Source organism: Plantactinospora sp. KBS50, from assembly GCF_002285795.1.
Classification (GTDB): Bacteria; Actinomycetota; Actinomycetes; order Mycobacteriales; family Micromonosporaceae; genus KBS50.
Window position 1 is genome coordinate 5,808,735 of sequence record NZ_CP022961.1, and the last position, 26,019, is coordinate 5,834,753.

19 protein-coding genes and 1 pseudogene are annotated in these 26,019 nt (G+C 74.3%); 8 read left to right on the top strand and 12 right to left on the bottom strand.

From position 1 onward, the window contains the following. Positions 1-5 precede the first annotated feature (5 nt). The 4 genes and pseudogenes from CIK06_RS25060 (at position 6) to CIK06_RS25075 (ending at position 5,591) form a co-directional block, all read left to right on the top strand. A complete protein-coding gene (locus CIK06_RS25060; RefSeq protein WP_095566869.1) occupies positions 6-998 on the top strand; it encodes a cytochrome d ubiquinol oxidase subunit II in 993 nt (330 codons plus the stop codon). Then, positions 995-2,764 carry a thiol reductant ABC exporter subunit CydD gene (gene cydD / locus CIK06_RS25065; RefSeq protein ID WP_095566870.1) on the top strand — a complete coding sequence of 590 codons (1,770 nt, stop codon included), beginning with the start codon at positions 995-997 and terminating at the stop codon, positions 2,762-2,764. Before CIK06_RS25060 ends, cydD begins: the two co-directional genes overlap by 4 nt. After that, a pseudogene (gene cydC / locus CIK06_RS25070) lies at positions 2,761-4,658 on the top strand (thiol reductant ABC exporter subunit CydC). The gene cydD and the pseudogene cydC overlap by 4 nt, the downstream one beginning before the upstream one ends. Positions 4,659-4,922: 264 nt before the next feature. Beyond that, positions 4,923-5,591: a hypothetical protein gene (locus tag CIK06_RS25075; protein WP_157756934.1), complete on the top strand. Its 669-nt coding sequence runs from the start codon at positions 4,923-4,925 to the stop codon at positions 5,589-5,591. A 169-nt stretch (positions 5,592-5,760) separates the two neighbouring features. On the opposite strand, the gene CIK06_RS25080 is transcribed toward CIK06_RS25075, so the two are convergent. After that, positions 5,761-6,102, bottom strand: coding sequence for a PadR family transcriptional regulator (locus CIK06_RS25080; RefSeq protein WP_095566872.1), 342 nt, complete (start codon positions 6,100-6,102; stop codon positions 5,761-5,763). 152 nt (positions 6,103-6,254) lie between these two features. Here CIK06_RS25080 and CIK06_RS25085 point away from each other — a divergent pair, with 152 nt between their 5' ends. Both CIK06_RS25085 and CIK06_RS25090 read left to right on the top strand, forming a co-directional pair. Further along, positions 6,255-7,316, top strand: coding sequence for a DNA primase (locus tag CIK06_RS25085; protein WP_095568115.1), 1,062 nt, complete (start codon positions 6,255-6,257; stop codon positions 7,314-7,316). A gap of 35 nt (positions 7,317-7,351) precedes the next feature. Next, on the top strand, positions 7,352-9,760 hold the full coding sequence (locus tag CIK06_RS25090; RefSeq protein WP_095566873.1) for a transposase: 2,409 nt from the start codon (positions 7,352-7,354) through the stop codon (positions 9,758-9,760). A 406-nt stretch (positions 9,761-10,166) separates the two neighbouring features. Here CIK06_RS25090 and CIK06_RS25095 read toward each other — a convergent pair whose 3' ends face one another. From CIK06_RS25095 to CIK06_RS25110, 4 genes are all read right to left on the bottom strand, one after another. Next, the gene (locus CIK06_RS25095; protein ID WP_095566874.1) at positions 10,167-10,754 is read right to left on the bottom strand and encodes an ATP/GTP-binding protein; all 588 of its coding nucleotides are present in this window, start codon (positions 10,752-10,754) and stop codon (positions 10,167-10,169) included. A gap of 1 nt (position 10,755) precedes the next feature. After that, positions 10,756-11,133: a DUF742 domain-containing protein gene (locus tag CIK06_RS25100; RefSeq protein WP_095568116.1), complete on the bottom strand. Its 378-nt coding sequence runs from the start codon at positions 11,131-11,133 to the stop codon at positions 10,756-10,758. A 109-nt stretch (positions 11,134-11,242) separates the two neighbouring features. Continuing rightward, complete coding sequence (locus CIK06_RS25105; RefSeq protein WP_095566875.1) at positions 11,243-11,647, bottom strand: roadblock/LC7 domain-containing protein; 405 nt, start codon at positions 11,645-11,647, stop codon at positions 11,243-11,245. Beyond that, positions 11,644-15,429, bottom strand: coding sequence for a nitrate- and nitrite sensing domain-containing protein (locus CIK06_RS25110; protein ID WP_095566876.1), 3,786 nt, complete (start codon positions 15,427-15,429; stop codon positions 11,644-11,646). The genes CIK06_RS25105 and CIK06_RS25110 overlap by 4 nt, the downstream gene beginning before the upstream one ends. Positions 15,430-15,706: 277 nt before the next feature. On the opposite strand from CIK06_RS25110, the gene CIK06_RS25115 reads away from it, so the two are divergent. Next, positions 15,707-16,342: an ATP-binding protein gene (locus tag CIK06_RS25115; RefSeq protein WP_232533853.1), complete on the top strand. Its 636-nt coding sequence runs from the start codon at positions 15,707-15,709 to the stop codon at positions 16,340-16,342. Here the strand turns inward: CIK06_RS25115 and CIK06_RS25125 are convergent. Beyond that, positions 16,311-17,396, bottom strand: a complete 1,086-nt coding sequence (locus CIK06_RS25125; protein ID WP_095566877.1) for an adenosine deaminase — start codon at positions 17,394-17,396, stop codon at positions 16,311-16,313. The two genes, CIK06_RS25115 and CIK06_RS25125, sit on opposite strands and share 32 nt — an antisense overlap. A gap of 253 nt (positions 17,397-17,649) precedes the next feature. Here CIK06_RS25125 and CIK06_RS25130 point away from each other — a divergent pair, with 253 nt between their 5' ends. Further along, positions 17,650-18,534, top strand: coding sequence for a putative RNA methyltransferase (locus CIK06_RS25130; protein ID WP_095566878.1), 885 nt, complete (start codon positions 17,650-17,652; stop codon positions 18,532-18,534). A 31-nt stretch (positions 18,535-18,565) separates the two neighbouring features. On the opposite strand, the gene CIK06_RS25135 is transcribed toward CIK06_RS25130, so the two are convergent. From CIK06_RS25135 to CIK06_RS25160, 6 genes are all read right to left on the bottom strand, one after another. Continuing rightward, the gene (locus CIK06_RS25135) at positions 18,566-19,246 is read right to left on the bottom strand and encodes a DUF4272 domain-containing protein (RefSeq protein WP_095566879.1); all 681 of its coding nucleotides are present in this window, start codon (positions 19,244-19,246) and stop codon (positions 18,566-18,568) included. A gap of 225 nt (positions 19,247-19,471) precedes the next feature. Then, positions 19,472-20,752 (bottom strand): thymidine phosphorylase, encoded by a 1,281-nt coding sequence (locus tag CIK06_RS25140; RefSeq protein ID WP_095566880.1) that lies wholly within the window; start codon positions 20,750-20,752, stop codon positions 19,472-19,474. Between the two features lie 14 nt (positions 20,753-20,766). Continuing rightward, a complete protein-coding gene (locus CIK06_RS25145) occupies positions 20,767-21,426 on the bottom strand; it encodes a cytidine deaminase (protein WP_369916252.1) in 660 nt (219 codons plus the stop codon). A gap of 127 nt (positions 21,427-21,553) precedes the next feature. Next, the gene (locus CIK06_RS25150; protein WP_095566882.1) at positions 21,554-22,834 is read right to left on the bottom strand and encodes an ABC transporter permease; all 1,281 of its coding nucleotides are present in this window, start codon (positions 22,832-22,834) and stop codon (positions 21,554-21,556) included. 5 nt (positions 22,835-22,839) lie between these two features. Further along, positions 22,840-24,324 carry an ABC transporter permease gene (locus CIK06_RS25155; protein WP_232533854.1) on the bottom strand — a complete coding sequence of 495 codons (1,485 nt, stop codon included), beginning with the start codon at positions 24,322-24,324 and terminating at the stop codon, positions 22,840-22,842. Then, entirely contained in the window at positions 24,321-25,880 is a 1,560-nt protein-coding gene (locus tag CIK06_RS25160) for an ABC transporter ATP-binding protein (protein WP_369916028.1), read from the bottom strand. Before CIK06_RS25160 ends, CIK06_RS25155 begins: the two co-directional genes overlap by 4 nt. Between the last annotated feature and the right edge of the window lie 139 nt (positions 25,881-26,019).

The following is a 26,019-nucleotide window of genomic DNA, read 5'->3' on the forward strand; positions in this document are numbered from 1 at the left end:
CTCTGGTGGAAACGCTCTGGTACGCCCTGCTCGGGCTGTTCCTCGCCGGCTATCTGGTGCTCGGCGGCTACGACTACGGGGTGGGGCTCACCCTCGCCCGGACCGCCGATCCGGCCGCGCGCCGCCAGGCGCTCACCGCGCTCGGCCCGTTCTTCCTCGGCAACGAGGTGTGGCTGGTCGCCTCGGCCGGCATCCTGTTCGGCGCCTTCCCCGGGCTGGAGGGCGAGCTGCTGTCCGGGCTGTACCCGGCGTTGCTGCTGGCGCTGCCCGGCGTCGTGCTGGTGACCGCCGCCGTGCAACTGCGCGGCCGGGTCGCCGGGGAGCCGGCCCGCGCCCGGTGGGACCGGGCCGTCGTCGCCGGCAGCGCGCTCGCCGCCCTCGGCTGGGGCGCCGTGCTGGCCGGCCTGCTCCAGGGCGTACCGCCGGCGGGCGGGGCGGGCGCGGTGCTCACCCCGTTCGTGACGACCGGCGCGCTGGTCCTGCTCGCCCTCGTCGCGGTGCACGGAAACACGTTCCTGGCGCTGCGGCTGCCCGGACCGGCCGCCGCCGCGGCCGCCCGGCGCGGCGCCCGGCTCGTCCCGGTCGCGCTGGTCGCGGTCGCCGCGGCCACCGCCGTCGGGCTGGCCTCGGCGCGGGTACGCGGGAGCGTGCAGCAGCCGGCGGTCGCGCTCGCCACCCCGGTGCTGCTCGGACTGCTGCTGTTGGCGGTGCGGGCGGCCCTGCGTCGCGGCCGGGCGGGGACGGCCTTCGCCGCCTCGGCGGCGATGCTCGCGCTGCCGGTCTTCGCGGTGGCGGCGAGCAGTTGGCCGTACGCGCTCGTCACCGGCACCGACCCGACGGCCGGGCTGACCGTGACGCAGGTCGCAGCCGGCGCCCCCACGCTCCGGTTCCTCAACCTCGCCGCGGCACCGCTGCTGCCGGTCCTACTAGGCTCTCAACTGATGTGCTGGTGGCTGTTCCGCGGACGGGTCGACGGCCGCGCTCCGGTGTACTGGTGACCCGGCGCCCGTTCGACCCCCGACTGCTGCGCCGGGTGCCCGCGACCCGGCGCCAGCTCGCGCTGCTCGCCGTCCTCGCGGTGCTGGTCGCCGGCGCGATCCTGGTCCAGGCCACCGCCCTGGCCGCGACGCTGACGGCGGCGGCCGGCGGGCGGCTGGACCGGGCCGCGCTTGCCGGCTTCGTGGCCGCGGTGGCGGCCCGCGCCGGGCTGGCCTGGGCGCAGGGCGTGCTCGCGGCCCGGATGGCGGCGACGGTCAAGGCCGCGCTGCGCGCCGAGGTGCTCGCCGCGGTCGGTCGGCGGGGTCCGGCCTGGCTGGCCGGCCAGCACGCCGGCCGGATCGCCACGCTGGCCGGCCGCGGGCTGGACGCGCTGGACGCCTACTTCACCGGCTACCTGCCGCAACTGCTGCTCGGGGTCACCGTGCCGGTCGCCGTGCTGGCCCGGCTGGTGCTCGCCGACTGGAGTTCCGCGCTGATCATCGCGCTGACCCTGCCGCTCATCCCGGTCTTCGGTGCGCTGCTCGGCTGGCAGGCCCAGGCCGCCACCGAGCGGCAGTGGCGGCGGCTGACGCTGCTCGGCGGGCACTTCCTGGACATGGTGACCGGGCTGCCGACGCTGCGGGCGTTCGGCCGGGCCGGAGCGCAGGTCGGCGTGGTGCGCCGGATGGCCGACGGCCACCGGCGGGCCACCATGCGCACGCTGCGCATCGCGTTCCTCTCCGGCCTGGTGCTGGAGCTGGTCGCCACCCTCTCGGTCGCCCTGGTCGCGGTGCCCATCGGGCTGCGGCTGCTGGGCGGCGGCATCGCGCTGCACACGGCGCTGCTGGTGCTCCTGCTGGCCCCGGAGGCGTACCTGCCGCTGCGCTCGGCCGGCAGCCGGTTCCACGCCAGCATGGAGGGGCTGACCGCGCTGGACGAGGCGCTGACCCTGTCGGCCGGCGCGCCCGCCCCGACGGCACCGCGCACCGCGCCGGCACCGCGGCCGGCACCGCACCAGCCGGCGGCGCACCAGCCGGCGGCGCCGGCCGACGAGCTGCCGGGGTCGCCGCCCCGCCCGCCAGCGGCCGCCCGCCCGACGCCGGAGCCCGGCGAGATCCGCCTCGCGGGGGTGACTGTCGCCTACGACCGTACGGAGGCGCTGCGCGACGTCTCGCTGACCATCCGCCCCGGCGAGCGGGTCGCGGTGATCGGGCCGAGCGGCGCCGGCAAGAGCACCCTGATCGCGCTGCTGCTCGGCTTCGTCACGCCCACCAGCGGCCGGATCACCGTGTCCGGTCTCGACCTCGCCGGAGCCGACCTCGACGGCTGGCGCCGGCAACTGGCCTGGGTGCCGCAGCGGGCGCACCTGTTCGCCGCGTCGCTTGCCGACAACATCCGGCTCGGCGCACCGGACGCCCCGGACGCGGCCGTGGCGACGGCGGTCCGGGCGGCGGCGCTGGACGAGGTGGTGGCCGCCCTGCCGGCCGGGCTGGACACCATGCTCGGCGAGCGCGGCCACGGGCTCTCCAGCGGCCAGCGGCAGCGGGTCGCACTGGCCCGGGCCTTCCTCCGGGACGCGCCGGTGGTGCTGCTGGACGAGCCCACCGCGCGGCTGGACGGCGCCTCGGAGGCCGCGGTGCTGGCGGCCACCCGGCGACTGGTGGCCGGTCGGACCGCGCTGCTGGTCGCGCACCGGCCGGCGATGCTGCGCGAGGCCGACCGGGTGCTGCGGGTCGAGGACGGCCGGGTCACCGAACTCGGCCGGATCCAGGAGGCGGTCCGGTGAGCCGGCCGGCCGGGCCGCGGGCCGCGCTCAAGCCGGCACCCGAACGGGCCGCGCTCAAGCCGGCACCCGAACGGGCCGTGCTCGGGCTGGCCCGGCCGTACCTGGGTCGGCTGGTCGGTGCCGGCCTGCTCGCCGCCGGGACCGAACTGGCCGGCCTGGTGCTGATGGCCACCGCCACCTGGCTGCTGATCCGGGCCGCCGGCCGGCCCCCGCTGGACGCGCTCACGGTGGCCATCGTCGGGGTGCGGGCGCTGGCCATCGGCCGGGGCGTGCTGCGGTACACCGAGCGGTTGGTCGGGCACGATGCGACGCTGCGGATCGTCACCGACGTCCGGACCGCCGTCTTCGGCTCCCTCGCCGGGCGGCCCGCCGCGGACCGGCGCAGCGGGGACACCCTGAGCCGGCTCGTCTCGGATGTCGAGGCGGTACAGGACCTGCTGCTCCGGGTGCTGGTACCCGGCGCCGCGGCCGGACTGGTGGCCGCGGTCTCGATCGGCGGTGCCGTACTCATCTCCCCCGCCGCCGGTGGCTGGCTCGCCGCCGGTCTGCTGCTGGCCGCCGTCGGCCTGCCCGCGATCGCCACCGCACTGACCCGGCGCAGCGCCGACGAGCTTGCGCCACTGCGCGGAGCGCTCGCGGCCGACGCGATCGACCTGACCCACGGCGCGGCGGACCTGGCCGCGTTCGGTGGCACCGCCGCGGCGCTGGAGCGCGCGGACGGTCGGGCTCGCCGGCTCGCCGCGCTGGAACGCCGGCTGGCGGTCGGCGGCTGGGCCGTGGACGGGCTCGGCGTCCTGGTCGCCGGTGCGACCAGCGCCGCCATGGTGGTGGCGGCGCAGCGGGACGGGGTGCCGGGGTGCTGGTCGGCGTGCTCGCGGTGGGCGGTTTGGCCGCGGTGGAATCCGCGCTCGCCCTGGTGGGTGCCGCCCGGCAGTGCACCCAGGTACGTTCCGGGCTGCGCCGGGTGGCGTCGCTGCTGCCGGCCCCCGGGTCCGGCCCGGCGCCGGCGGCGGAGCCGGTGCCCACACCCGAACCGGGGGCGGCGGCGGAGCCGGTGCCCACGCCCGAATTGGCGTCGGCGGCCGAACCGGCGACCACGGCAGGGCGCGCAACGGGGGCGCCGGCCCGGACGGGTCACCGGTTGCGGCTCGCGGGCGTCCGGGTGCGGTACCACCCGGCCGGCCCGCAGGTGCTGGCCGGCGTCGACCTCGACCTGCCGCCCGGACGCCGGGTGGCGGTGGTCGGGCCGAGCGGTGCCGGCAAGAGCACCCTGCTGGGCGTGCTCACCGGGGCACTGCGCCCCTGCGGCGGCGCCGCGACGCTGGACGGCACCGAGCTGTCCGGGTACCCGGCGGAACGGCTGCCCGGGCTGGTCGGCGGGCTGCTGGCGGACGCGCACGTGTTCCACGCCTCGGTGCGGGACAACCTGCTGCTGGGCGGCCCGGCGGCCACCGAGCCGGACCTGCGCGCGGCCACCGCGACGGCCGGGCTGCTGGACTGGGTGACGGCCCAGCCGGACGGCTGGGACACGATCGTGGGCGAGGACGGCGGCCAGCTCTCCGGCGGTCAGCGGCAGCGGCTCGCGCTGGCCCGCGCCCTGCTCGCCGCCCCGGCCGTACTGGTGCTGGACGAGCCGACCGAGGGACTGGATCCGGCGGCCGCCGACCGGGTGCTCGCCGCGGTCGGCGCGGCGACCCCGCCCGAGCACTCGATCGTGCTGGTCACCCACCGGCTGAGCGGGCTCGACGGGTACGACGAGATCCTGGTCCTGGACGGCGGACGGGTGGTGCAGCGCGGCCGGCACGCCGACCTGTGCGAGACCCCGGGGTGGTACCGGGACCAGTGGCTGCTCCAGGAGGCCGCGGAGCGCGGGTACCTGACGCTGGCCCCCTGAAACGCGTCTCCTACGGCCTGTTTCATGTCGAGCCGGCGCTCCGGCGCCTTCTAGAGCAGGCCGAAAGGGCGGTCGAGCCGAGGCGGAGTCCGGGCGGCGGTCCGGCAAGGCGCGGTTCCGTCCGGATACCGGTGTCGTGTCCGGGCGGAACCGCAACGCCGCCGGTCGCCGTCCGGGCCCGCCGCAGGCCGGCCAGTTCCTATGAAACGGGCCCTAGGGGAATCACCCGAGGTACCGGCGGGGCGGAGCTGGCATGCTGCGGTGATGCTGGACCGCGAGACGAACCCGATCGACGAGTACGTCCGGTCCCTGCGCACGCGGCTGCACGGTCCGGTCCGGCTGCTGGACGACCTGCTCGCCGAGGCCCGGGACGGACTGTGGGACGCCGCGGCGGACCACAGGGACGCCGGGCTGGAGCCCCGGCTGGCCCAGCGGCGCGCCGTGGCGGAGTTCGGCCCGGTACGCCCGATCGCCGCGGCGTACCAGACCGAGATCGCCGCCCGGTCGGCCCGGACGCTCGCGATGCGCACGCTGGGCTGCGCACTCGTCCTGCTGGCCGGCGGCGACCTGGTGTGGCGCGGATCACCATGGGCGGGAACGCCGCCGCCCTCCGGCTACCAGCTTGTCTCGATGGGCGTCAGCGGGCTCTGGCTGTCGACCGCGGTGCTGGCGCTGGCCTGCGCGGGCGCCCTGGCCTGGACGGCACGCCGACCGGCGGCCGGTGGCGGCTGGCTGGCCCGGGTCACCGGGTACGGCCTGGCCGCGGCGCTCACCGCCACCCTGCTCTGCGGTCTGCTGCTCTGGGCCTGGTCACTGCGACTGTGGCCGGCCGCGCTGGCCTGGCCGCCGATGCTGGTGGGCATGCTGGTGCTGACCGCCGGCTACGGATGGCTGGCCAGCGGCGTGCGCAACTGCCTGCGCGCGGCCCGGTAGCCGGCCCGACGGCCCGTCCCTGCCCGACGACCCGGCGCGGCTGTCCGTGCCCGACGGCCCGTCGCTGCCCGACGACCCGGCGCGGCTGTCCGTGCCCCACGGCCCGGCGCGGCCTGTCCTCAGCGGCCCGGCGTGGGACGCCGATCGGCGGTCCGCCGCCTCCCGGTGCTCAGCGGGCCGGCGCGGCCGGCGGCGTGTCGCCGAGGAACGTCTGCAGGGTCGCCTGGAACTCGCGCCACTCGGCCCGCTCCCCGTCGAGCGCCCGCCGGCCGGTGCCGGTGAGCCGGTACGTCCGCCGCTGCCGGCCGCCGACGGTGCTCCAGTCGCTGGAGACGTAGCCGGCCCGTTCCAGCCGGCGCAGGGCCGGATAGACCGTCCCGGTCGGCAGGTCGAGGTTGCCGCCGCTGCGGGTCCGGAGCGCCTCGATGACGGCGTAGCCGTGCAGCGCCTCCCCGTCCAGCACCGCCAGCAGCAGGGCGTCGAGGTGGCCGTGCAGAGCCTGGGCCTTCATAGGTAGACAACCTATCGGTCGGCATCGAGAAGTCCAACCGGGTGCGGGCACCGCATCGCCGGTCCGGACCACTAGGGTATGTGCGCAGAGTCACCGGTTGGGCGTCCGTCCGACCGGTCCACCAGCACAACCGAGTGCACACGGAGGTCAGCGTGGCCCGCCAGTCGTCCCCCCGGCCCGACGCCGACGAGCCGGACAACGCGCCTGCAGGCAGCGGCTCCGCAGTCGACCCCGCCGAAGCCGATGCCACCGAGCCGGTGGAGACCGCCGGCACCGAGCCCACCGAGGCCGCCGACGCCGAGTCGGATGAGCCGGCGGAGGCCGCCGACGCCGAGTCGGACCGGTCCCTGTGGGCGGAGGTGGACATCTCCCCCGTGGAGATCGCGCTGCCCAGTGGCTCCGGATTCACGCTCCGGGCGTACCGGATGTCGGACGCGTTGATCCCCACCGACATCAGCGACCGGGACCTGGACGACCCGTTCGAGGCCCGGCGCCGCGCGGCCGTGCTCGCCGACGCGGACACCGTCCTGCTGGACGAGGAATTCGCCGAGCAGTTGGCGGAGGCCGAGGACCGGCCGGCCCGGTCGGGCCGCCGCCGGGGCGCCGACGCGGACGGGGACGCCGACGAGGACGCCGACGCCTCGGCGACGGACCTCGCCGACGACGACGAGGCGCTCGCGGACGAGGAGGAACTGCCCGCCGAGGAACCGGCCGAGGAACCGGAGCCGGAGGAGGTGCCGATGTTCCTCACCCACCGCGGCAAGCTCCTGCTGTTCAAGACGCCGGAGTCCCTCGTGGAGTTCGTCTCCTCCGGCGCGCCCAACGACCTCGCCCAGTTGGACACCTGGGACGAGCTGGTGCGCCGGCTCACCCCGGCCGACGTGGCCCCGACCGACGACGACTCCTACGAGCTGGATCTCGTGGTGGAGAACCTGCGCGGCGGCCACGACGTCTGGGACGCCCCGCTGCTCATCAAGGCCGGTGAGGTGGCCCGGGACCTGGCGTACGCGCTCCGGCTGCCGCCGGTGTTGGACATGCTCTCCTCGGGTACGAGTCTGGACGACCTGGACGAGGCGCTACGGTCGTCGGTGAACGGGGGCCTCGGTGGTTTCCGCGGCCGGCGCCGGTTGCGGAAAATTGGGGCACAGACGGCGAGTCTCGGTTGGCGCACGATTATCGGCAAGATCTCTGCCGCCGTGGACTGGCGCGACTGACCCTGAGCAGGGAGCATCAGTCTTTGGCACACGTCGTGTCAGGGGAGGAGGACGACCACGTGGCGCTTGTGCGGGTGTACTGCGGTCTGGCCCTGTCGGATCGGACCGCTCGACCGGCCCCCGGAGGGCCGGTGCTGACCGCCGCCGTGGTCGACGACGCGGGACGGCTGATCTCCGTCCGGGACATCAGCGACGAGCCGGCGGGTTACGCCCGGCTCGGCTCGCTGCTCGCGGAGCGATCCAGCGGACCCGGAGACGCCGCCGTCGCGGCCGACAGCGACGACCATGTCATCGTGTCGCTGCTCAGCGTGGCCGGCCGGCCTGTCGCCATCGCCGACGACGACGCGGTGGACGACTTCGCCGAACGGTTCGCCGACGACGACTCCCTTGAGGAGATGAACTCGCCGCCGGCCGAGCGCCGGGCGGTGGGGCTGGCCAGAGCGTTGCAGGCCGGAGCGATCTCCGCAGTCACGATGCCCACCCCACGCGACCTCGCCGAGTACAAGCCGGTGCTGGCCGCCCACGCCGCCCTGGCCACCGGCCGGCACGCCGCCGCGGCGGCGCTCCGCGAGGTGCTGCGCGACCTCTATCCCGCGGCGCTGCGGGCGTACCCCGACCCGGCCGCGCCGGTCGCGCTGGCCGTCCTGGACGCGCTGCCGGAGCCGAGCATGCTCGACTCGGGCGCGCGGAGCCGGAGCGGCGCGGTGATGACCGAGGCCATCGTCACGCACCTGGCCGCCGACCGGATCGCCGAGCCGGCCGTCATCGAGGACGCCGTCACGGCGCTGCGGGTGGCGATCACCGAGACCCCGCGCCGGACCACCAACAACAAGGAGATCCTCACCGCGGCGGCGGAGACGGTCCGCCATGCCGTCGCCGCGGTGCGCGCCTGCGACGCCGGCTGCACCGCGCTCGTCAACGCGCTGGCCGAACGGGTCGCACCGCCGCCCACCCCGACGCTGAGCCGCCTGGGTCGGCGCGCGGCCGCCGAGCCCGCACCGGCGCACCCGGGCGCGGTCGGCGCCGGCCGGACCCAGCGCCGGCCGGTCGAGCAGGGCCGCCAGTTCGAGGACGAGCCGGTGCCCGCCGTGGGTCGGCGCCGGCAACCCGAGCCGGCGACCGGGAGCAACCCGCCGGTCGCACCGCGGCCCGTGGCACCGCCGCCGGTCGCCCCGGCACCGGCCGTGTCCCGGCCGAGCGTCGCGCCGGCCGCGTCCGCGGGCGCCCCGGCCAGTCGCGCCGAGCGGTTCTCCGGCGGGCTGGACCAGCCGCCGGCCGCGTACCGGCCGGACGGACCGGTCGGCCGGCCCGTGTCCGCGCCTCCGCCGCCGCCTCCGGGCATCATGCCGATCGCGCCCGGGCAGCGCGGCGGCCGGCCGCCGGCAGAGAACGGCGAGCCGTTCCGGGCCACCCTCACCACCGCCGCCATCAACAGCGCCCGCGCCGAGCGCCGGCCCACGCCGATCCCGTCCCGGGGTACGCCCCCGGAGCGCCGGCCGGCCGCGACCAACGGGTCGAGTGCGACCGACTTCAGCCTGCCCATGCCGGCCGCCCGGCCGGCCGGCGAGTCGGCACCGCCACCGGGGTCGCGCGGAAACTGGCCGCTGGTCAACGGCGCCGACGAGCACACCGGCGAGTTGGAGAGCCGGGAACGGCCCCGGCCCTACCCGGACTCGCACCGGGAACCGGACCGGCACCGGGACGAGCCGACCGGAGGCATCGGCGGCGGGCGCAACGGGCGGGTTCCCCCGCCGTGGCTCGCCGACGACCTCCCGCAGGAGCCGCCGATGCTGCGCCTGGTCGAGCCGCCGCCGCTGGCGGACCGGGCGCTGCGGGACGACCTGGCGCGCCGGCCGGAACCGGCGGCCGACCTGCCCCGCCGCCCGGAACCGGCGGTCGATGCCCCGCCGCTGCGCCTCGTCGAGCCACGACCCGAGCCGGCGCGTTCCTCGGCCGGTCGTCCGGCCGCCCGCTCCGGCGGCGAGTTGGACGGCCTTCCGCAGCTGCCCGTGGCCGACGACGGCGACGGCGATCTGCTGATCTTCGCGGCCGCCCGCTCCGCCTGGTTCACCGGGCACCCGGAGGAGGACGAGGTCGACTGGTCCTCCACCGCGGACTCCGGCTGGCGGGCCGCGGAGCAGGCGGCGAAGCCCTCCATCGGTTCGGAGACCACGGCCGGGCTACCGAAGCGGGTGCCGCAGGCCAACCTGGTGCCCGGTTCGCCGCTGCGCGAGGAACGTCCACTGCGGATCGTCCGGAACGCGGCAAGCCTCGCCGAGAACACCACCGGATACTTCCGGGGTTGGCGGCGGGGTCAGGAGATCGGCGGGTACGCGGTCGGCGGTCGGCCGGGCCGCGAGTCCGCCGGCGGCTGGGACTTCACCCGCGACCAGGATGACTCCGATCGCGACTACCAGTACCGTTCGGCCGGGTACCGCTCCTGATCGGACCGACCCCTACGAGAGCGGGCCGCCATCGCACTAGGCGATGGCGGCCCGTTGTTCTGCGGAGCGCCTTGCGGATCGACGAGTGCCATGTGGACCGACGAGTGCCATGTGGGCCGAGGAGTGCTCTGTGGGCCGAGGAGTGCTCTGTGGACCGACGGGGCCACGGCGGGCGGGGGCGACCGTCGACCGTCCACAGGGTCCGTCCACCGTGCACCACAGGCCGCCGGGCAGCCCGGGGCGTGCGCCCCTCACCGCCGGGCAGCCCGGAGCGAGCGCCCGGCCAGGTCGGGCGGGCCGGTGGGATCCCGGTTCCACCCGTCGACGGACACGACTGACCGTCCGATGGCCGCTGGGGCATCGGACGGTCGTGCTCCGGTTCGCCTGTCGCGTGTGGGCCGGCGGATCAGGCCGGCGCCACCGCGCGGGACCGACGCATCGTGAGGACGTACTCGACCAGCGAGATCAGCACGTGCTTCGTGGACTCCCGGTTACGGGCGTCGCACGCCACCACTGGGACCTCGTTGGAGATCGCCAGCGCCTCCCGCACGTCCTGCGGGTCGTGGTACTGCATCCCGTCGAAGCAGTTGATGGCCACCAGGTACGGCAGCCGTCGGTGCTCGAAGAAGTCGATGGCCGCGAAGCAATCGGCGAGCCGCCGGGTGTCGACGAGGACGACCGCGCCGATGGCACCCCGTACCAGTTCGTCCCACATGAACCAGAACCGGGTCTGGCCAGGCGTGCCGAAGAGGTAGAGGATCAGATCCCGGTCGATGGAGATCCGACCGAAGTCCATGGCCACCGTGGTGGTCGTCTTGCCCGGCACCTGCCGGGTGTCGTCGACGCCGACACCAGCCGACGTCATGATTGCTTCGGTGGTCAGCGGCGTGATCTCCGAGACCGAACCGACCAGCGTCGTCTTGCCAACGCCGAACCCGCCGGCGATGACAATCTTCGCCGATGTCACGCGCCCCGCCATCGGGCGGTGCGACATGTCAGAGCCTGCGAAGTCCACTCAGCACCCTCTCCAGCAGTTCAGTGCCCACCGCGTCATTCGAGTCGTCGAGGGACGTGGGCTCGTGCACAGCCACCATGCCGTCGGCGGCCATATCCGCGATGAGCACACGGGTAACTCCCAGCGGCAACTGCATCCGCGCTGCGATCTCGGCAAGCGATTGCAGCCGTCCATCACAGAGCGCGGCGATGTATTGATGCTCCCTACCATGGCCGCCCTTGCCGTTTCCGGCGGTACGGCCGCGCACGGTCGTCTCGACGAGCGCTTCGAGAGCGATGTCGAGCCTGGGCCGGGTACGGCCGCGGGTGACGGCGTATGGCCGGACAAGCGAACCAGTCGGTTCTTCACGCTCTGGCATCATCGCCGTTCACCCCCTTCTCTCCTGCCTTCGGCCCTCGTTGAGGTGCAACCGTTCATCCATTCCCCGTCCGGACCGACTGGCTGCCGGCCCATCCGCGAGGCGTAACTCAGCCCAGCATCCCCGCGGCCGCCCTGGGCGAGGGTGTCAGTGCCTCGCCAACGCGGTCCACGAGCAGTGCCATCTCGTACCCCACCTGCCCCACGTCACAGCTTCGCGCGGCAAGTACGGCGAACGACGAGCCGTCCGAGATGGACATCAGGAACAGGAACCCATTGTCCATCTCCACGACCGTTTGCAGAACCGCCCCACCCTCGAAGCAGCGAGCCGCACCCTGGGTGAGGCTCACCAGCCCGGAGGCGATGGCCGCCAACTGATCGGCCCGGTCCCGCGGCAGGTCCCGCGACGAGGCCAGGAGCAGGCCGTCCGCGGAGACCGCGACCGCGTGTGCAACTCCCGGCACGCGCTCGGCGAAGTTGGCGAGCAGCCAACCGAGATCCTGCGTCGATGTCATCCTTCATGCTCCTTCTGCCCGCTGCCGGCCAACCGGCCGGAGCCAGGCTGCGAAGACTGCCGACCAGCCGGAGCGGACTCCGACCGGACCGCGTTGTCATCGGTTGGATGCGTACGTCCGCGCTGCACACCTCGGTGATATGCCGAGAGCAGACCCCGGACGGACTCAGGCGTGCGACGTTGCACCGAGGTGCTCGGCTTCTCCACACCACCCGGCACCAGCTGAGCCATCGGCTTGCGCTTCGGCAGACCGGTCGGGGTGGTCTCCTTGACCGGGACCTCGTTCGCCGCGCTCGCGGCCCGCCAGCCATCGTCCGCGGCCGTTCGCCATCCGCCCACGGTCGGCTCCGCCCGGCGGGCGGCCGCGCCGGCGCCGAATCCGGCGGCGGCGCCGCCGAGCTTCGAGGCCGGACGGGACGGCAGCGAGGTACCGGTGTTCCGGTCGCCCGACGCCCCGCCCTGGGCGGTGGTGTCGGCCGGCGGCTCCGGCGTGGTTTCCCGGATCGCGCTGAACTGCTCGGTCGCCGCCGCGGCGGTGGGCGTGGGCGCCGGCCGCGGTGCTGGCTGCTGCTGCTGCCGGACCCCCGCCGGCTGACCGCCGGCCGTGGGCGCCATGGACGGCGACGACCGGCTGACCGGCGTCGACGGCTGCCGGGTCGGCGCGTCGGTGTCGTCCGACGCGGAACGGCGGGTCCGGAACCAGGCCGACTCCAGCTCGCGGAAGATCGGCAGTTCCATCGTCTCGTCGGCGAAGTGCTGCTGCCGGGAGTCCGTTGCCGAGCGTACCGAGGGCGGCGGTGCCGGACGCTGCGCCGACGCCGGCTGCGATTCCGCAACGGGCATCGACGGCGGCGCGTACGGCGCCGGCGGCTGCTGCTGGGCGGTCCGCGGGTCGGGCGCCGTGACCGGGGCCATGAACTGCGTCTGCGCCTGCGCGTCGATCAGCGGTGCCTCGGCCGGACGCGGCGCGGGCACCACCGGCGCGGCCGGGGCCGGCGGGGTGGAGGCCGGTCGTCCGGCGGACGGGTCGGTGCCGGACCGGCCCATCCGGGGCAGTTCGGCCGTCATGTCCAGGGCGGCCGCGAGCCGCTCCGGAACCTGCGGCGAGCCGGCTTCCCGCTCCTGGCCCGCACCCGGGGGCCAGGCCGGTGGGGCGGCCTCGGACCGGGCCGGCATCTCCGGCTCGGGCTCGTCCAGCGCCTCCGGCTCCGCCCCGGCCGGTCCGGAGACCGGCGCGGCCGCCACCACCCAGGACGACGACCCGCCGGGCGGAGCCGAGGAGACCGGGGGCGCGGAGTGTGCAGGCGGGGCCGAGGCGGGCGTCGGGGACTGCGGCGACTCGGGGGACCGCTGGTCCCGGTCGGCCGGTGCGGCCTGCTGGCCCTGCGGCCCGTCGGCCACCTCGCCCTCGACCGTCCACTGCTGTTCGGAGCGGCGCTGCGGCAGCGGATCCGACTCGCCGCGCTGACGCGGCGGGTAGCCGCCACCGCCGTTGGTTCCACCGCCCTTGGCCGGGCCGGCGCCGGTCAGGTCCGACCAGGCCGGGATGCCCCGGTCCGGCCCCGCGTTGCGGCCGGACACGCCGTTCACGGCGCCACCGTCGAGCTGTGGCCTGCCGCCCGGGTGCCCGTTCGTGCCGTTGTGCGTCACGGCCCCGGTGCTGCCGGCGCCATTGGTCGGCAGGGCCGGACGGCTCTCCAGCGCGAGCGGAGCGCCGAAGGTGGGCATCGGCGCCGCGGGCGAGGACGGGGCTCCGGCGAGCGCGCCGGGCTGCTGCTGACCGCGGCCGGCCAGGGCGCGCGGCACCAGGACCGCCGGCGGCAGCGTGACATCGGCGACGGTGCCCCGGTCGGCGCCGGGCCGCAGCTCGACCCGCACCCCGTGCCGCGCGGCCAGCCGGGCGACCACGACGAGGCCCATCATCCGGGAGACCGCCACGTCCACCTGGGGTGGGGTGGCGAGCCGCTCGTTGAGTTCGTCCAGCTGCTCGGCGGTGATGCCGATGCCGCGGTCCTCGACGTAGAGCGAGGCACGGTCGCCGACCCGGCGGGCCTCGACCATGACCTGCGAGTCCGGCGGGGAGAACGCGGTGGCGTTGTCGAACAGCTCGGCGACCAGGTGCACGAGGTCGTTGACCGCGTGCGAGGCGACCTCGATGTCCCGGTCGATGATCCCGAACTCGATCCGGGTGTAGTGCTCGACCTCGGACTGCGCGGCACGCAGCACGTCCATCAGGGCGGCCGGGTCCCGCTGCACCCGGGTGGAGTCCGCGCCCGCGAGCACCAGGAGGTTCTCGTCGTTACGGCGCATCCGGGTGGCGAGGTGGTCGAGCTGGAACAGCTCGGCCAGCCGGTCCGGGTCCTCCTCGCCCCGCTCCAGCCGGTCCAGGTGACCGATCAACCGGTCGACCAGGATCTGCGACCGGCGGGCGAGGTTGACGAACATCGTCGCGACGGAGGAGCGGAGCGCGGCCTGCTCGGCCGCGGTGCGGACCGCCTCCAGGTGGACCGCGTTGAACGCCTCGGTCACCTGGCCGAACTCGTCCCTGCTGCGCACCGGCAGCGGTTCGGCGATCTGGTTGGCCACCTGGGCGGGTGACATCTGCGCGGAGACCTGCGGGTCACGCAGCCGGCTCACGGCCTGCGGCAGCCCGTACTGGGCGACGGCGAGGGCGCCGTGCCGCAGCTCGCGCAGCGACTGCGCCATCGAGCGGGCCACGATCCAGGCGAACAGGATGGACAGCAGCAGGATGCCCAGCAGCAGGCCGGTGTCCAGCACCACCTGGCGCTGGGTGGTGCTGCTGATCTTGCTGGCGAGGTCGACCGCCCGCTCGTCCAGCTCGGACTCCACGTCCCGGTACTGCTTGCCGCTGCCGGCCATGGCGTTGTCCCAGTCGGCGGCGTTGAAGAAGCCCGGGTAGAAGTTGTTCTCGGTCGCCTTGGTGGTGACCCAGCCGCTGTACAGCTCCACCGTCCGCTGCGCGGAGCCGGCGATGGTCTGCTCGAAGAGGGTGACCTCCTCGTCGGTGGCCGCGGACTTGAAGCTCTGCACGGCCTGCTGCTGGCCCTGCTGGGCACCGATGTACGTGGTGCGCCGCGCCGGCAGGAACTGCTTCTCCGCCAACGCCTGGTGCACGATCGCGCGGCGCTGGGAGAGGAACTCCTTGGCCCGGGAGACGCTCGACGCGGCCCGCATCCGCTCGCTCAGCGCCGGGTCACCGGCCAGCTGGGCGGCCGAGTCCCGCATGTCGAGCAGCTTGGCGATCACCGAGTCGTAGGTCTGGACGGCGGTGCTCAGCAGCACCCTGCCGTTCACCACCTGGCTGCGCAGTCCGGGCAGGTCCGCCAGGTCCTGATCGATCTTGCCGAGCAGCTCGGTGGAGCTGGTCGGCAGTTCACCGAGGGCCTGCCGCCGCTCCGAGTAGGCGGCCCGGGACCGCTCGACCTTGTCGAAGAGACCGGTGTAGGTGGACTTGAAGTTCTCCTGCTGCTGCGACTTCGACGGCGAGTCGAGGAATCGGATGGCCAGCGTGCGCTCGTCCTGCAGGTTGTTGACCAGGTCGCCGGAGGCCTGCGAGAGGTTGGCCAGGCTGTGTGCCCGGTTGGCGCTGGTGAGGGTGCCCAGGTGATCGATCAGACCGCTGGTGCCCACCACGATCGTGGCAATGGTCGGCACGATCATGATCAGACCGAGCTTGGACCAGATAGGCATGTCGCGTAGCCGGCCGACCGGCCTGCGCATCCGCGACAGGACTGAGCCCGCCGCCTTCGGTCGTTCGCTCACGTCACCGCCCTCCCACTTCGGTGCCCGGAAAACAAGCTGGGCACCGCTCAGCGACCGACCCGGCCGGGTCGGACCCCCGAGATTCCATCACGCCGCCTCGCAAGAGGAAAGCCCAGGTTGTCCCTTGGCGGGAGTGTGGTGGGATATTAACGAGATTTGATTGCAAACCGTTTTCCTGGAGTCACTCAAAGTGATTGAACGTTCCGCCGGCGTCATTCTCCTGGCTGGCCCCTCGGGGTCAGGAAAGTCGTACATAGCGGGGCGCACCGGGCTTCCCGTGCTGTGTTTGGACGACTTCTACAAGGACGGTGACGACCCGACTCTGCCTCGGTCGGGCGGCCAGGTCAACTGGGAGTCACCACAGGCGTGGGATGCCGCCGCGGCGGTACAGACGATCGCGCTGCTGCTGCGGAACGGCAAGGCCGATGTGCCGGTTTACGCGATCGGCGCGGACCGGCGGGTAGCCACTCGGACAGTCAGCCTCAACGGATCGCCAATATTTGTAGCCGAAGGGATTTTTGCGGCCGAGATCGCCCAGGAGTGCCGCCGACTCGGCCTGCTCGCCGAGGCGTACGCGCTGCGCCGGCCGCGCTGGGCGACCTTCGTCCGGCGGCTGCTGCGCGACCTGGCCGAGCGGCGCAAGGCGCCCGACCTGCTGTTCCGGCGCGGGGTGGCGCTGCTGCGCACCGAGCCGGCGGTGCTGGCCCGCCAGACCGGCCTCGGTTGCCGGCCGGCCGGCGGCCGGGCGGTGCTCCGCGGCGCCGCCCGGCTGGCCGCCACCGCCACCGCCACCACCGCCGGGACCGCCGCCGCGACCGGCACCGCCGCGGACGACGGCGTGCGGGCCGAGATCGCCGGTACGGAGCCCGGGGCCGGGCCGGTCATCCCCGGAGCATCGCGTACCCCGGCTTGATGACGTTGTCGATGATCGCCAGCCGCTCGTCGAACGGGATGAACGCACTCTTCATGGCGTTGATGGTGAACCACTGGAGTTCCGGCCAGCCGTAGTCGAACGCCTCGACCAGCAGCGCCATCTCGCGCGACATCGACGTGCCGCTCATCAGCCGGTTGTCGGTGTTCACCGTCGCCCTGAACCGCAGGTCGCGCAGCAGCCCGATGGGATGCTCGGCGATCGAGGCCGCGGCACCGGTCTGCACGTTGGACGACGGGCACAGCTCCAGCGGAATCCGCTTGTCCCGGACGTACGCGGCCAGCCGGCCCAGCACCGGCCGCCCGTCCGGCTCCGCGGCCGTGATGTCGTCCACGATCCGTACGCCGTGCCCCAGCCGGTCGGCGCCGCACCACTGGATCGCCTGCCAGATCGACGGCAGCCCGAACGCCTCCCCGGCGTGGATCGTGAAGTGGAAGTTCTCCCGCTGGAGGTACTCGAAGGCATCCAGGTGCCGGGTGGGCGGGAAGCCCGCCTCGGCACCGGCGATGTCGAAGCCGACCACGCCGTGATCCCGGTGCCGGACCGCCAGCTCGGCGATCTCCTGCGAACGGGCGGCGTGCCGCATGGCGGTCAGCAGCGTGCCGATCCGGATCGTCCGGCCGTCCCGGGCCGCCTGCGCGGCGCCGTCGACGAATCCCGCCAGCACGGCCTCCACCACCTCGTCGAGGCTCAGGTCGCGGTCCAGGTGCTGCTCCGGGGCGAACCGGACCTCCGCGTACACCACCCCGTCGGCGGCCAGGTCGAGCGCGCACTCCGCCGCCACCCGGTGCAGCGCCGCCGCGGTCTGCATCACCGCGACCGTGTGGTCGAACGTCTCCAGGTACCGCTCCAGCGAGCCGGACGCGGCCGCCGAGGCGAACCACCGGCCGAGATCGTCCGGGTCGGTGCTGGGCAGCGGGTGCCCGATCCCGTCGGCCAGCTCGATGATCGTCTGTGGTCTGAGGCCGCCGTCCAGATGGTCGTGGAGCAGCGCCTTCGGCGCCCGGACGATGTCTTCGTACGTGATCGCGGCCATGCAACCAGACCCTAGTGCGGTGGGCCCGGTCCGGCGGTCGCCACCCGCGGATCCCGGGCGGCCCGGCCGCGGAACGCGGCCGGGCCACCGATCCGGGCCACCGATCCGGGCCACCGATCCGGGCCACAGATCCGGGACGCCGATCCGGGACGCCGCCGCGACCGGAGCCGACACCCGGCGTGGCCGCGCCGGCGGACGGCCGCCGTACGGTGGTGGACGTGCAGTTGCCGTGCCCCGGGACCGGAGGTCTGTGATGCGCGCCGACGTGCTGAGCCGGCTGCGCTGCCCGGTCTGCGCGGATCCGTTGGACGCGGCCGACCGCAGCGTCCGCTGCCCGCGCGGGCACAGCTTCGACCTGGCCCGCCAGGGGTACGTCAACCTGCTGACCGGCCAGACCCGGCATCGCGGGGACAGCGCCGAGATGGTGGCCGCCCGGGAGGAATTCCTGCTGGCCGGCCACTACGACCCGATCACCGGGCTGGTCGCCGGGGCCGCGGCGCGGGAACTGGCCGGCGACGGCGGTGCGGCGTACCCGGAACCGGCCGGCGCGGCCGGAGCGGCGTACCCGGATCTGGTGGTGGACGCCGGCGCCGGGACCGGGCGGTACCTCGGCGCGGTCCTGGACGCGGCGCCCGCCGCCGTCGGGCTGGCGCTGGACGTGTCGAAGCCCGCCCTGCGGCGCGCGGCGCGGGCGCACCCCCGGGCCTCCGCCGCCCTCGCCGACACCTGGCGTGGCCTGCCGGTCGCCGACCGCGCGGCACGGCTGGTGCTGAACGTGTTCGCTCCCCGCAACGGTCCGGAGTTCCACCGGGTGCTGCGGCCCGACGGCACGCTGCTGGTGCTCACCCCGGCCGCCGATCATCTCGGCGCGCTTGTCGACCGGCTCCGGCTGCTGCGGGTCGACCCGGACAAGGCCGACCGGACGGCCGACCGGCTGGCCGACCGGTTCGACCTGGTCCGGCGGGACCCGCACCGGTACGACCTGGACCTGCCGCGGGAGGCGGTCGGCGCCCTGGTCGGGATGGGACCGAGCGCCTGGCACACCGACCCGGAGGCGCTGGCCGCCGGGCTGCGGCGGCTGCCCGACCGGGTGCCGGTCACCGTCTCGGTGGAGTTGGCCAGCTACCGGCCCCGCTGATCACAGCGGCCGGACCGCCGGCCGGACGGGGTCACGTGGAGAGGTCCACCTCTTCCCAGCCGGCCGGGGGTTCGTGGTACGGCCCGTAGAAGACCACCACCCATTCCAGCGCCCACCGCCGCTGCCCGATGGCGTTCGCGTCGACCAGCCCCGGCAGGGCCGCGCCCGTCCGTTCGGCCTCCAGAAAGGCCCAGTCCAGGCAGTAGTGGAAGTCGAGCAGCACGGCCGCCTCGGCGGCGTCGCGCGGCGCGGCCAGGGTCCGGGACCGCCACTTGGCGAGGGTCTCCCCCGCCGCGATGTTCGGCAGCGCCTCCACCAGGCGCGGATCGGTCGGCTCGGTCGGATCCAGGTGCTTGCTCAGGCCGAGCACCCAGGCCAGCGCGAACACCGCGTCGTGGTGCAGCACGAACGACCGGTGGTCGCCGATGCTGCCGGTGACGAACTGCCACTCCGGCGGGGTGAGCGACTCCACCAGATGCGAGCCGAGCAACCAGCTCATCGCGGCCCGCGGCGGCATGCCGAAACAGCGCGCCAGGATGAGCTGGAGCACCGCCATCCGGGCCTCGATCTCCCGGGTGGGCCGCAGCTCGACCTCGTCGCCGGGCTCCCAGACCAGAGGAAACTCCGGCGGCGGCAGGGGCAGCCTGAGCCGCCGCAGCTCGTCGACATTGGCGGCGCGGACGGCCTGGGGGTCCGGAGCGGATACGGCCACGTGAGATCCCTGCTAGGGCGTGTTTCATGAGAACTGGCCGGCCTGAACTCCGCCTCGGCTCGACCGCCCTCATGAAACACGCCCTGGTCGCCACCGGCGGTCGTCGCCCGACTTTCCCCCCGGCCAGGCAGGATAGCCCGTCCCCCGGGCGGTTACCCAGCAGCCTCGCCCGGGCCGCGACACGGCCGCGAACAAGACCGGGCGTACGCGCACCGTACCGGCCGGTCAGTCGATGCGTTCCAGCACCAACGCGGCCGGGGCGGGCGCGGCGGCGGCCACCGTCACGGCCTCGGCCGCGACCGCCGCGGCGGCCGGGATCCGGTCGGCATCGTCGGTACGCAACTCGTACAGCGGATCACCGGCCCGGACCGGGTCGCCCGGCCGCCGGTGCAGCAGCACGCCGGCCGCGGCGCTCACCGGATCCTCCTTGCGAGCCCGGCCGGCGCCCAGCCGCCAGGCCGCGATCCCGATCCCGTACGCGTCGACCCGCTCGACGTACCCGTCCCGGTCGGCCCGGACCAGCTCGGTCTCGGCGGCCGACGGCAGCGGCGCGTCCGGGTCGCCGCCCTGGGCCTGGATCATGGCCCGCCACCGGTCCATGGCCCGCCCGTCGGCCAGCGCCGCCGCCGGGTCGGCGTCGGGCAGGCCGGCGACGGCCAGCATCTCCCGGGCCAGCGCCAGAGTCAGCTCCACCACGTCGTCCGGGCCGCCCCCGGCCAGCACCTCGACCGACTCGGCCACCTCGACCGCGTTGCCGACCGCCCGGCCCAGCGGCGTCGACATGTCGGTGAGCAGGGCCACCGTGCGCACCCCGTGCGCGCCGCCCAGCTCCACCATGGTCCGGGCCAGCTCGCGGGCGTCCGCCACGGACTTCATGAACGCGCCGGAGCCGACCTTCACGTCCAGCACCAGCGACCCGGTGCCCTCCGCGATCTTCTTGCTCATGATGGAGCTGGCGATCAGCGGGATCGCCTCGACGGTGCCGGTGACGTCGCGCAGCGCGTACAGCTTGCGGTCGGCCGGGGCGAGGTCGTCGCCGGCCGCGCAGATCACCGCGCCCACCTCGCCGAGCTGGTCGAGGAACTCCCGGTTGGAAAGCGCCGCGCGCCAGCCCGGGATCGACTCCAGCTTGTCCAGGGTGCCGCCGGTGTGCCCGAGGCCGCGGCCGGACAGCTGCGGTACGGCGGCGCCGCAGGCCGCCACCAGCGGGGTCAGCGGCAGGGTGATCTTGTCACCGACGCCACCCGTGGAGTGCTTGTCCACGGTGGGCCGGGAGACCTTCGACAGGTCCAGCCGCTCACCGCTGGCGATCATCGCGGCGGTCCAGCGGGCGATCTCCGGGCCGGTCATGCCGCGCAGCAGGATCGCCATGGCGAGCGCCGACATCTGCTCGTCGGCCACCTGCCCGCGGGTGTACGCGTCGACCACCCAGTCGATCTGCGCGTCCGTCAGCTTCCCGCCGTCCCGCTTCGCCCGGATGACATCAACCGCCGCAAACCCACCCACTACCGCTCCTCGCATCAAGCAGACCAGCGCGCCGGGATCTCCGTGGGCGGCTCACCCTCGCCGGCCCAGAACATCGCGCCGCCCGCGTCCACGACCACCACCCGGGGCGTACGGGCCAGTCCCCAGGCCACCGCCTCGGCGGTGTCGGTCCAGGTCGGCCCCTCCTCCAGGAGCCCCGTCTCGGTCTCCCCGCCGGTGCCGGCGGACCGGTCCCAGTAGCCGGTCCACACCTGCCGGCCCGCCGAGACGTCGGGGTGCACGAACACGGTGCCCCGGCCGCGCCAGGCGGCCAGCCGGGCCGGCACCTCCGGAACGGCCGTGTCGGAGGTGATGGCATCCAGGTCGGTCACGTCGAACGCGTGCGGCAGCAGTTCCCGCATGGTCAGCGCGCCGCCCCTGGTCTCCACCTGGCAGTCCGGGCCGCCGTTCTCCCAGAGCAGTTGCCGGCACCGGCCGCACGGCATCAGCGGTTCGCCGGTGGCGTCGACGCAGGAGACCGCGGTCAGCCGGCCGCCGCCGGAGACGTGCAGCGCCGACACCATGCCGCACTCGGCGCAGAGCGCCACCCCGTACGCGGCGTTCTCGACGTTGCAGCCGACCACCACCCGGCCGTCGTCGACCAGGCCGGCGGCGCCGACCGGAAACTTCGAGTACGGGACGTACGCGTGCCGCATGGCCTCGGTCGCCGCGGCCCGCAGCCCTGGCCAGTCGATGTCCACGGCGACGATTCTGCCCCATCCACCAGGCCGGTCCGCAGCGACCGGAGATCTGGCGCCCGGATCGCGGTCGGTCGGCGCGCCGTCAGCCCTGCACGTACGGCTTGCCGTCCGCGGCCGGCGCCCGGACCCGGCCGACCAGGCCGGCCACCGCCAGGATGGTCGCCAGGTACGGCAGCATGGCCAGGAACTCGCTCGGGATCACGCTGTTGATCGCGCTCAGGTACGTGCCGAGCTGGTCGGCGAAGCCGAAGAACAGCGCCGCGAGCAGCGCGCCGGTCGGCGTCCACCGGCCGAAGATCATCGCGGCCAGGGCGATGAAGCCCTTTCCGCCGATCATGTTCTTGGTGAAGCTGTAGAGCGCGAGCGTGTACGAGGCGCCGCCGATCCCGGCGACCACGCCGGCCAGGAAGACGTTCCGGTAGCGCAGCCGCAGCACCCGTACCCCGAGGGTGTCGGCCGCGGTGGGGTGCTCACCGACCGCCCGGGTGCGCAGCCCCCAGCGGGTCCGGGTCAGCCCGAGGTGGATCACCAGCACCAGCAGCAGGCCCAGGTAGAGGAAGATGTTGCCGCGGAACAGCGCCGGCCCGATCACCGGGATGTCCTTGAGCAGCGGGATCTCCCAGTTCGGGAAGCGCGGGGCGCTGTTGTACCGCTGCGCGTCGGGCTGCATGAGCCGCTCGTAGAGGAAGCCGGTGAGGCCGACCGCCAGCAGGTTGATCACGATACCGATGACGACCTGGTCCACCAGGTAACGGATGGCCAGGAAGGCCAGCAGCAACGAGATGAGCGCGCCGCCGATGGCGGCGGCGACCAGCCCGATCCAGACGTTCTGGGTGATGCTGCCGAACAGCGCGCCGGAGAAGGCACCCATCAGCAGTTGGCCCTCGATGCCGACGTTCACCACGCCGGAGCGCTCGCAGAGCACGCCCGCGAGCGCGCCGAAGATCAGCGGCAGGGCCAGCAGGAAGGTGCCGCGCAGGATGTTGACCAGGGGCATGAAGTTCTGCCCGGCCGGCGCGTCGGACACCTGCCAGCAGAGGAACGACAGCACGAAGGTGATGATGCCGACCCCGAGCAGCACGCCGAACCAGCGCCGGCCGCCGGCGGCCAGCAGCACCACCCCGGTCAGCGCCGCGAGGACACCGAACAGGATCGCACCGGTCGTACCGGGGATGGACAGGGCCGCACCGCCGGCGTCCTCGCTGAGGGTGAACCGGGCCCGTTCGGTCGTGGCCAGCGGCCCGAACACCGCGGCGGCCAGCACGCCGAGCGCCGTGAGACCGGCGCCCACCTTCCGGCCCCGGGTCCAGAAGCCCTCGGCGACCGCTGCCACCGCCACGTCCGGGACAGCAACCGTGGACATCCCGCTCACCAGCCCTTCGCGAGGCTCGTCTGCAGCCGGGCGGCACGGGCCGCCCGGAGCCGGAAGATCGCCTTCACCAGGGCCGGCGCGGCGATGAAGATGACGATCAGTGCCTGGAGCACGGTCACCAGTTCCAGCGAGATGCCCGAGTAGGACTGCATCCGGTTGCCGCCGGCCTGGAGCGCACCGAACAGCAGACCGGCCGCCAGCACGCCCCACGGCTTGACCCGGCCGAGCAGCGCCACGAGGATGCCGTCGAATCCGATCTGGGCCACCACCTGCGCGGTCAGCGAGCTGGCCGTGGTGCCGACCACCATGTTCGCGCCACCGAGCCCGGCCAGCGCACCGGAGATCACCATCATCAGGACGTACGTGCGGGTGACGCTGATTCCGGCGGTGCGCGCGGCGTCCGGGTTGGCGCCCACGGCGCGCAGCTCGAAGCCGAAGGTCGACCGGTTGAGCAGCCAGGCGACCCCGGCGGTGGCCAGCACCGCCAGCAGGATGCCGGCGTGCACCCGGGGTACGTCGCCGAGCAGCCGGGGCAGTTGCGCGGACGCGTCGACCGGTCGGCTGATCGCGTCGGACCGGGACGGGTCGTGCACGCCCCGCTGGTTGATCGTCCAGGCGAGCAGGTTGAGCGCCACGTAGTTGAGCATGATCGTCGTGATCACCTCGTGCGCGCCGGTGCGTGCCTTGAGGAAGCCCGGCACGAATCCCCAGATCGCGCCGCCGAGAACGCCGGCCAGCAGCGCCACGATCACGTGCAGACCCAGCGGCAGCGGCAGCAGGAAGCCGGCCAGCGCGGCGACGATGACGCCGAGGGTCGCCTGCCCCTGGGCGCCGATGTTGAACAGGCCGCCGCGGAACACCAGCGCCACCGCCAGGCCCGTGAAGATCAACGGGGTGGCGTAGGTGAGCGTCTCCGAGATCGGGTAGACCACCTGCTGCCAGCCGGTGCCGCCGCCGCTGAGCCAGTCCAGCACCGCGTCCGGGTCGATGATCGCGCCCTTGAACAGGTTGGCGTAGGCCTCGCTGACCACCGTCCAACTGGCGGTGAGCGCGTCCGAGGGCCGGGAGGTGAAGTAGCCGTACGTCGCCAGCACGTCGGGGTCGGAGATGATGATCAGAATCGCGCCGATCACCCCGGCCAGGACCAGCGCGAGCACCGTCACCATGACCGTGTTGGCGGCCCAGAGCTGCTGCACGAACGCCTGCGCGAACGAGGGAGCCCGGTCCGGGCCGTCCCCGTCCGGCCGGCCGGCGCGCTGCCGGGTCGGCGTACCCGGTGGGGCACCGGCCCACGGCGTACCGGGTGGGGCACCGGCGCCCGACGGGCCGGCACCCGGTTCGCCGGAGGTCGGGCCGCCGGCGTCCGGAACGGCCGGCGTACCGTCCGCGTCCGGGGTGTCGTGGGCCGCCGCCTTCGCGGTCTCGGCCGCCGTGGCCGGGTCCTTGTCCGGGGAGCCCGCGCCCGGCGAAAGGTCACTCATGCCTCGTCCTCGGTTGCCGTGGGCGCGTCGGTCGCCGCGGTCGCGTCGGTCCCGGCGCGCGGATCGGTCCCCGTGGGCGCGTCGCCCGCCGTGGCTGCGGCGCCCGCCGCGGGCGCGGCGCCGTCCGGGGTGACGCCCGCCATCAACAGGCCGATCTCCTCCCGCGGGGTGTCCGGCCCGACGATGGCCAGGATGCGACCGCGGTACATCACCGCGATCCGGTCGGCCAGGCCGATGACCTCGTCCAGTTCGCTGGAGACGACCAGGACGGCGGTGCCCACGTCGCGCTCGTGCACGATCCGGCGGTGGATGAACTCGATCGACCCGACGTCCACGCCCCGGGTCGGCTGGGCGGCCAGGAAGAGCCTCAGCGGCCGGGACAGCTCCCGCGCCACGATCACCTTCTGCTGGTTGCCGCCGGAGAGCGTGCCCACGGCCGCGTCGGCGGAGGAGGTACGCACGTCGAACTGCGCGATCCGCTCCCGCGCCGACTCGGCGATGGCCGCCGGCTTCAGCGAGAGCCCGGATCCGAACGGCGGCCGGTCGTACATGTCCAGCACCAGGTTCTCGGCGACGCTGAACTCCTTGACCAGGCCGTCGACGCTGCGGTCCTCGGGGACGTACCCGACGCCGGCCCGCAGCACCCGCTTGGTGGACCAGCCGTCGATCCGCTCGCCGTCCAGGGTCACCGTGCCGGCGAGCGCCGGCCGCAGTCCCATGATCGCCTCGACCAGTTCGGTCTGCCCGTTGCCCTGCACGCCGGCGATGCCGAGCACCTCGCCGGCGCGCACGGTCAGGTCGACGCCGTCCACCGCCCGGCACGCCCGGTCGTCGTTCACGACCAACTGCTCGACCCGCAGCACCGGCTCGCCGGGCCGCGCCGGGTCCTTCTCGACCCCCAGGCTGACCTGCCGGCCGACCATCAACGCGGCCAGGTCGTCCTCGCTGTCGGTCGGGCTGGCGGTGCCCACCGTACGGCCGCGCCGGATGACCGTGATCCGGTCGGCGATGGCCTTGACTTCCTTGAGCTTGTGCGTGATGAACACGATCGACTTGCCGGCCGCCTTGAGCGACCGCATGACGGCCAGCAGTTCCTCGGTCTCCTGCGGGGTCAGCACCGCCGTGGGTTCGTCGAGGATCAACAGGTCGACGTCCCGGGTGAGCGCCTTGACGATCTCCACCCGCTGCTGCACGCCGACCGGCAGGTCCTCGATCACGGCGTCCGGATCGACCCGCAGGTTGTACCGGTCCGACACCTCGGCGACCTGCCGCCGGGCGCGACGCCGGTCCAGCACCCCGGCCACGCCGCCGCGTACCTGTTCGGCGCCGAGCATCACGTTCTCGGCCACGGTGAAGACCGGGACCAGCATGAAGTGCTGATGGACCATGCCGATGCCGGCGGCGATCGCGTCGGACGGCCCCTTGATCCGCAGTGCCCGATCGTCGACCAGGATCTCGCCCTCGTCGGGCTGGAGCAGCCCGTACAGGACGTTCATCAACGTCGACTTGCCCGCGCCGTTCTCGCCGAGCAGCGCATGAATCTCACCTGGCTCCACCGTCAGGTCGATGTGGTCGTTGGCGACCAGCTCACCGAACCGCTTGGTGATGCCGCGCAGTTCGAGTTTCAGCGCAACCTCCTGGGAAAACAGCGGGCCGCCGGCCGGCCCCGGACCCGTTCGGGTCCGGGGCCGGCCG

Bases quoted from the DNA above. Each gene is read 5' to 3' on its own strand.
- CIK06_RS25125 (WP_095566877.1), bottom strand. From the start codon at position 17,396: ATGGCCGCGATCACGTACGAAGACATCGTCCGGGCGCCGAAGGCGCTG.
- CIK06_RS25080 (WP_095566872.1), bottom strand. From the start codon at position 6,102: ATGAAGGCCCAGGCTCTGCACGGCCACCTCGACGCCCTGCTGCTGGCG.
- CIK06_RS25155 (WP_232533854.1), bottom strand. From the start codon at position 24,324: ATGAGTGACCTTTCGCCGGGCGCGGGCTCCCCGGACAAGGACCCGGCC.
- CIK06_RS25130 (WP_095566878.1), top strand. From the start codon at position 17,650: ATGCGCGCCGACGTGCTGAGCCGGCTGCGCTGCCCGGTCTGCGCGGAT.
- CIK06_RS25150 (WP_095566882.1), bottom strand. From the start codon at position 22,834: ATGTCCACGGTTGCTGTCCCGGACGTGGCGGTGGCAGCGGTCGCCGAG.
- CIK06_RS25095 (WP_095566874.1), bottom strand. From the start codon at position 10,754: ATGTCGCACCGCCCGATGGCGGGGCGCGTGACATCGGCGAAGATTGTC.
- CIK06_RS25075 (WP_157756934.1), top strand. From the start codon at position 4,923: ATGCTGGACCGCGAGACGAACCCGATCGACGAGTACGTCCGGTCCCTG.
- CIK06_RS25100 (WP_095568116.1), bottom strand. From the start codon at position 11,133: ATGCCAGAGCGTGAAGAACCGACTGGTTCGCTTGTCCGGCCATACGCC.
- CIK06_RS25145 (WP_369916252.1), bottom strand. From the start codon at position 21,426: ATGCGGCACGCGTACGTCCCGTACTCGAAGTTTCCGGTCGGCGCCGCC.
- CIK06_RS25105 (WP_095566875.1), bottom strand. From the start codon at position 11,647: ATGACATCGACGCAGGATCTCGGTTGGCTGCTCGCCAACTTCGCCGAG.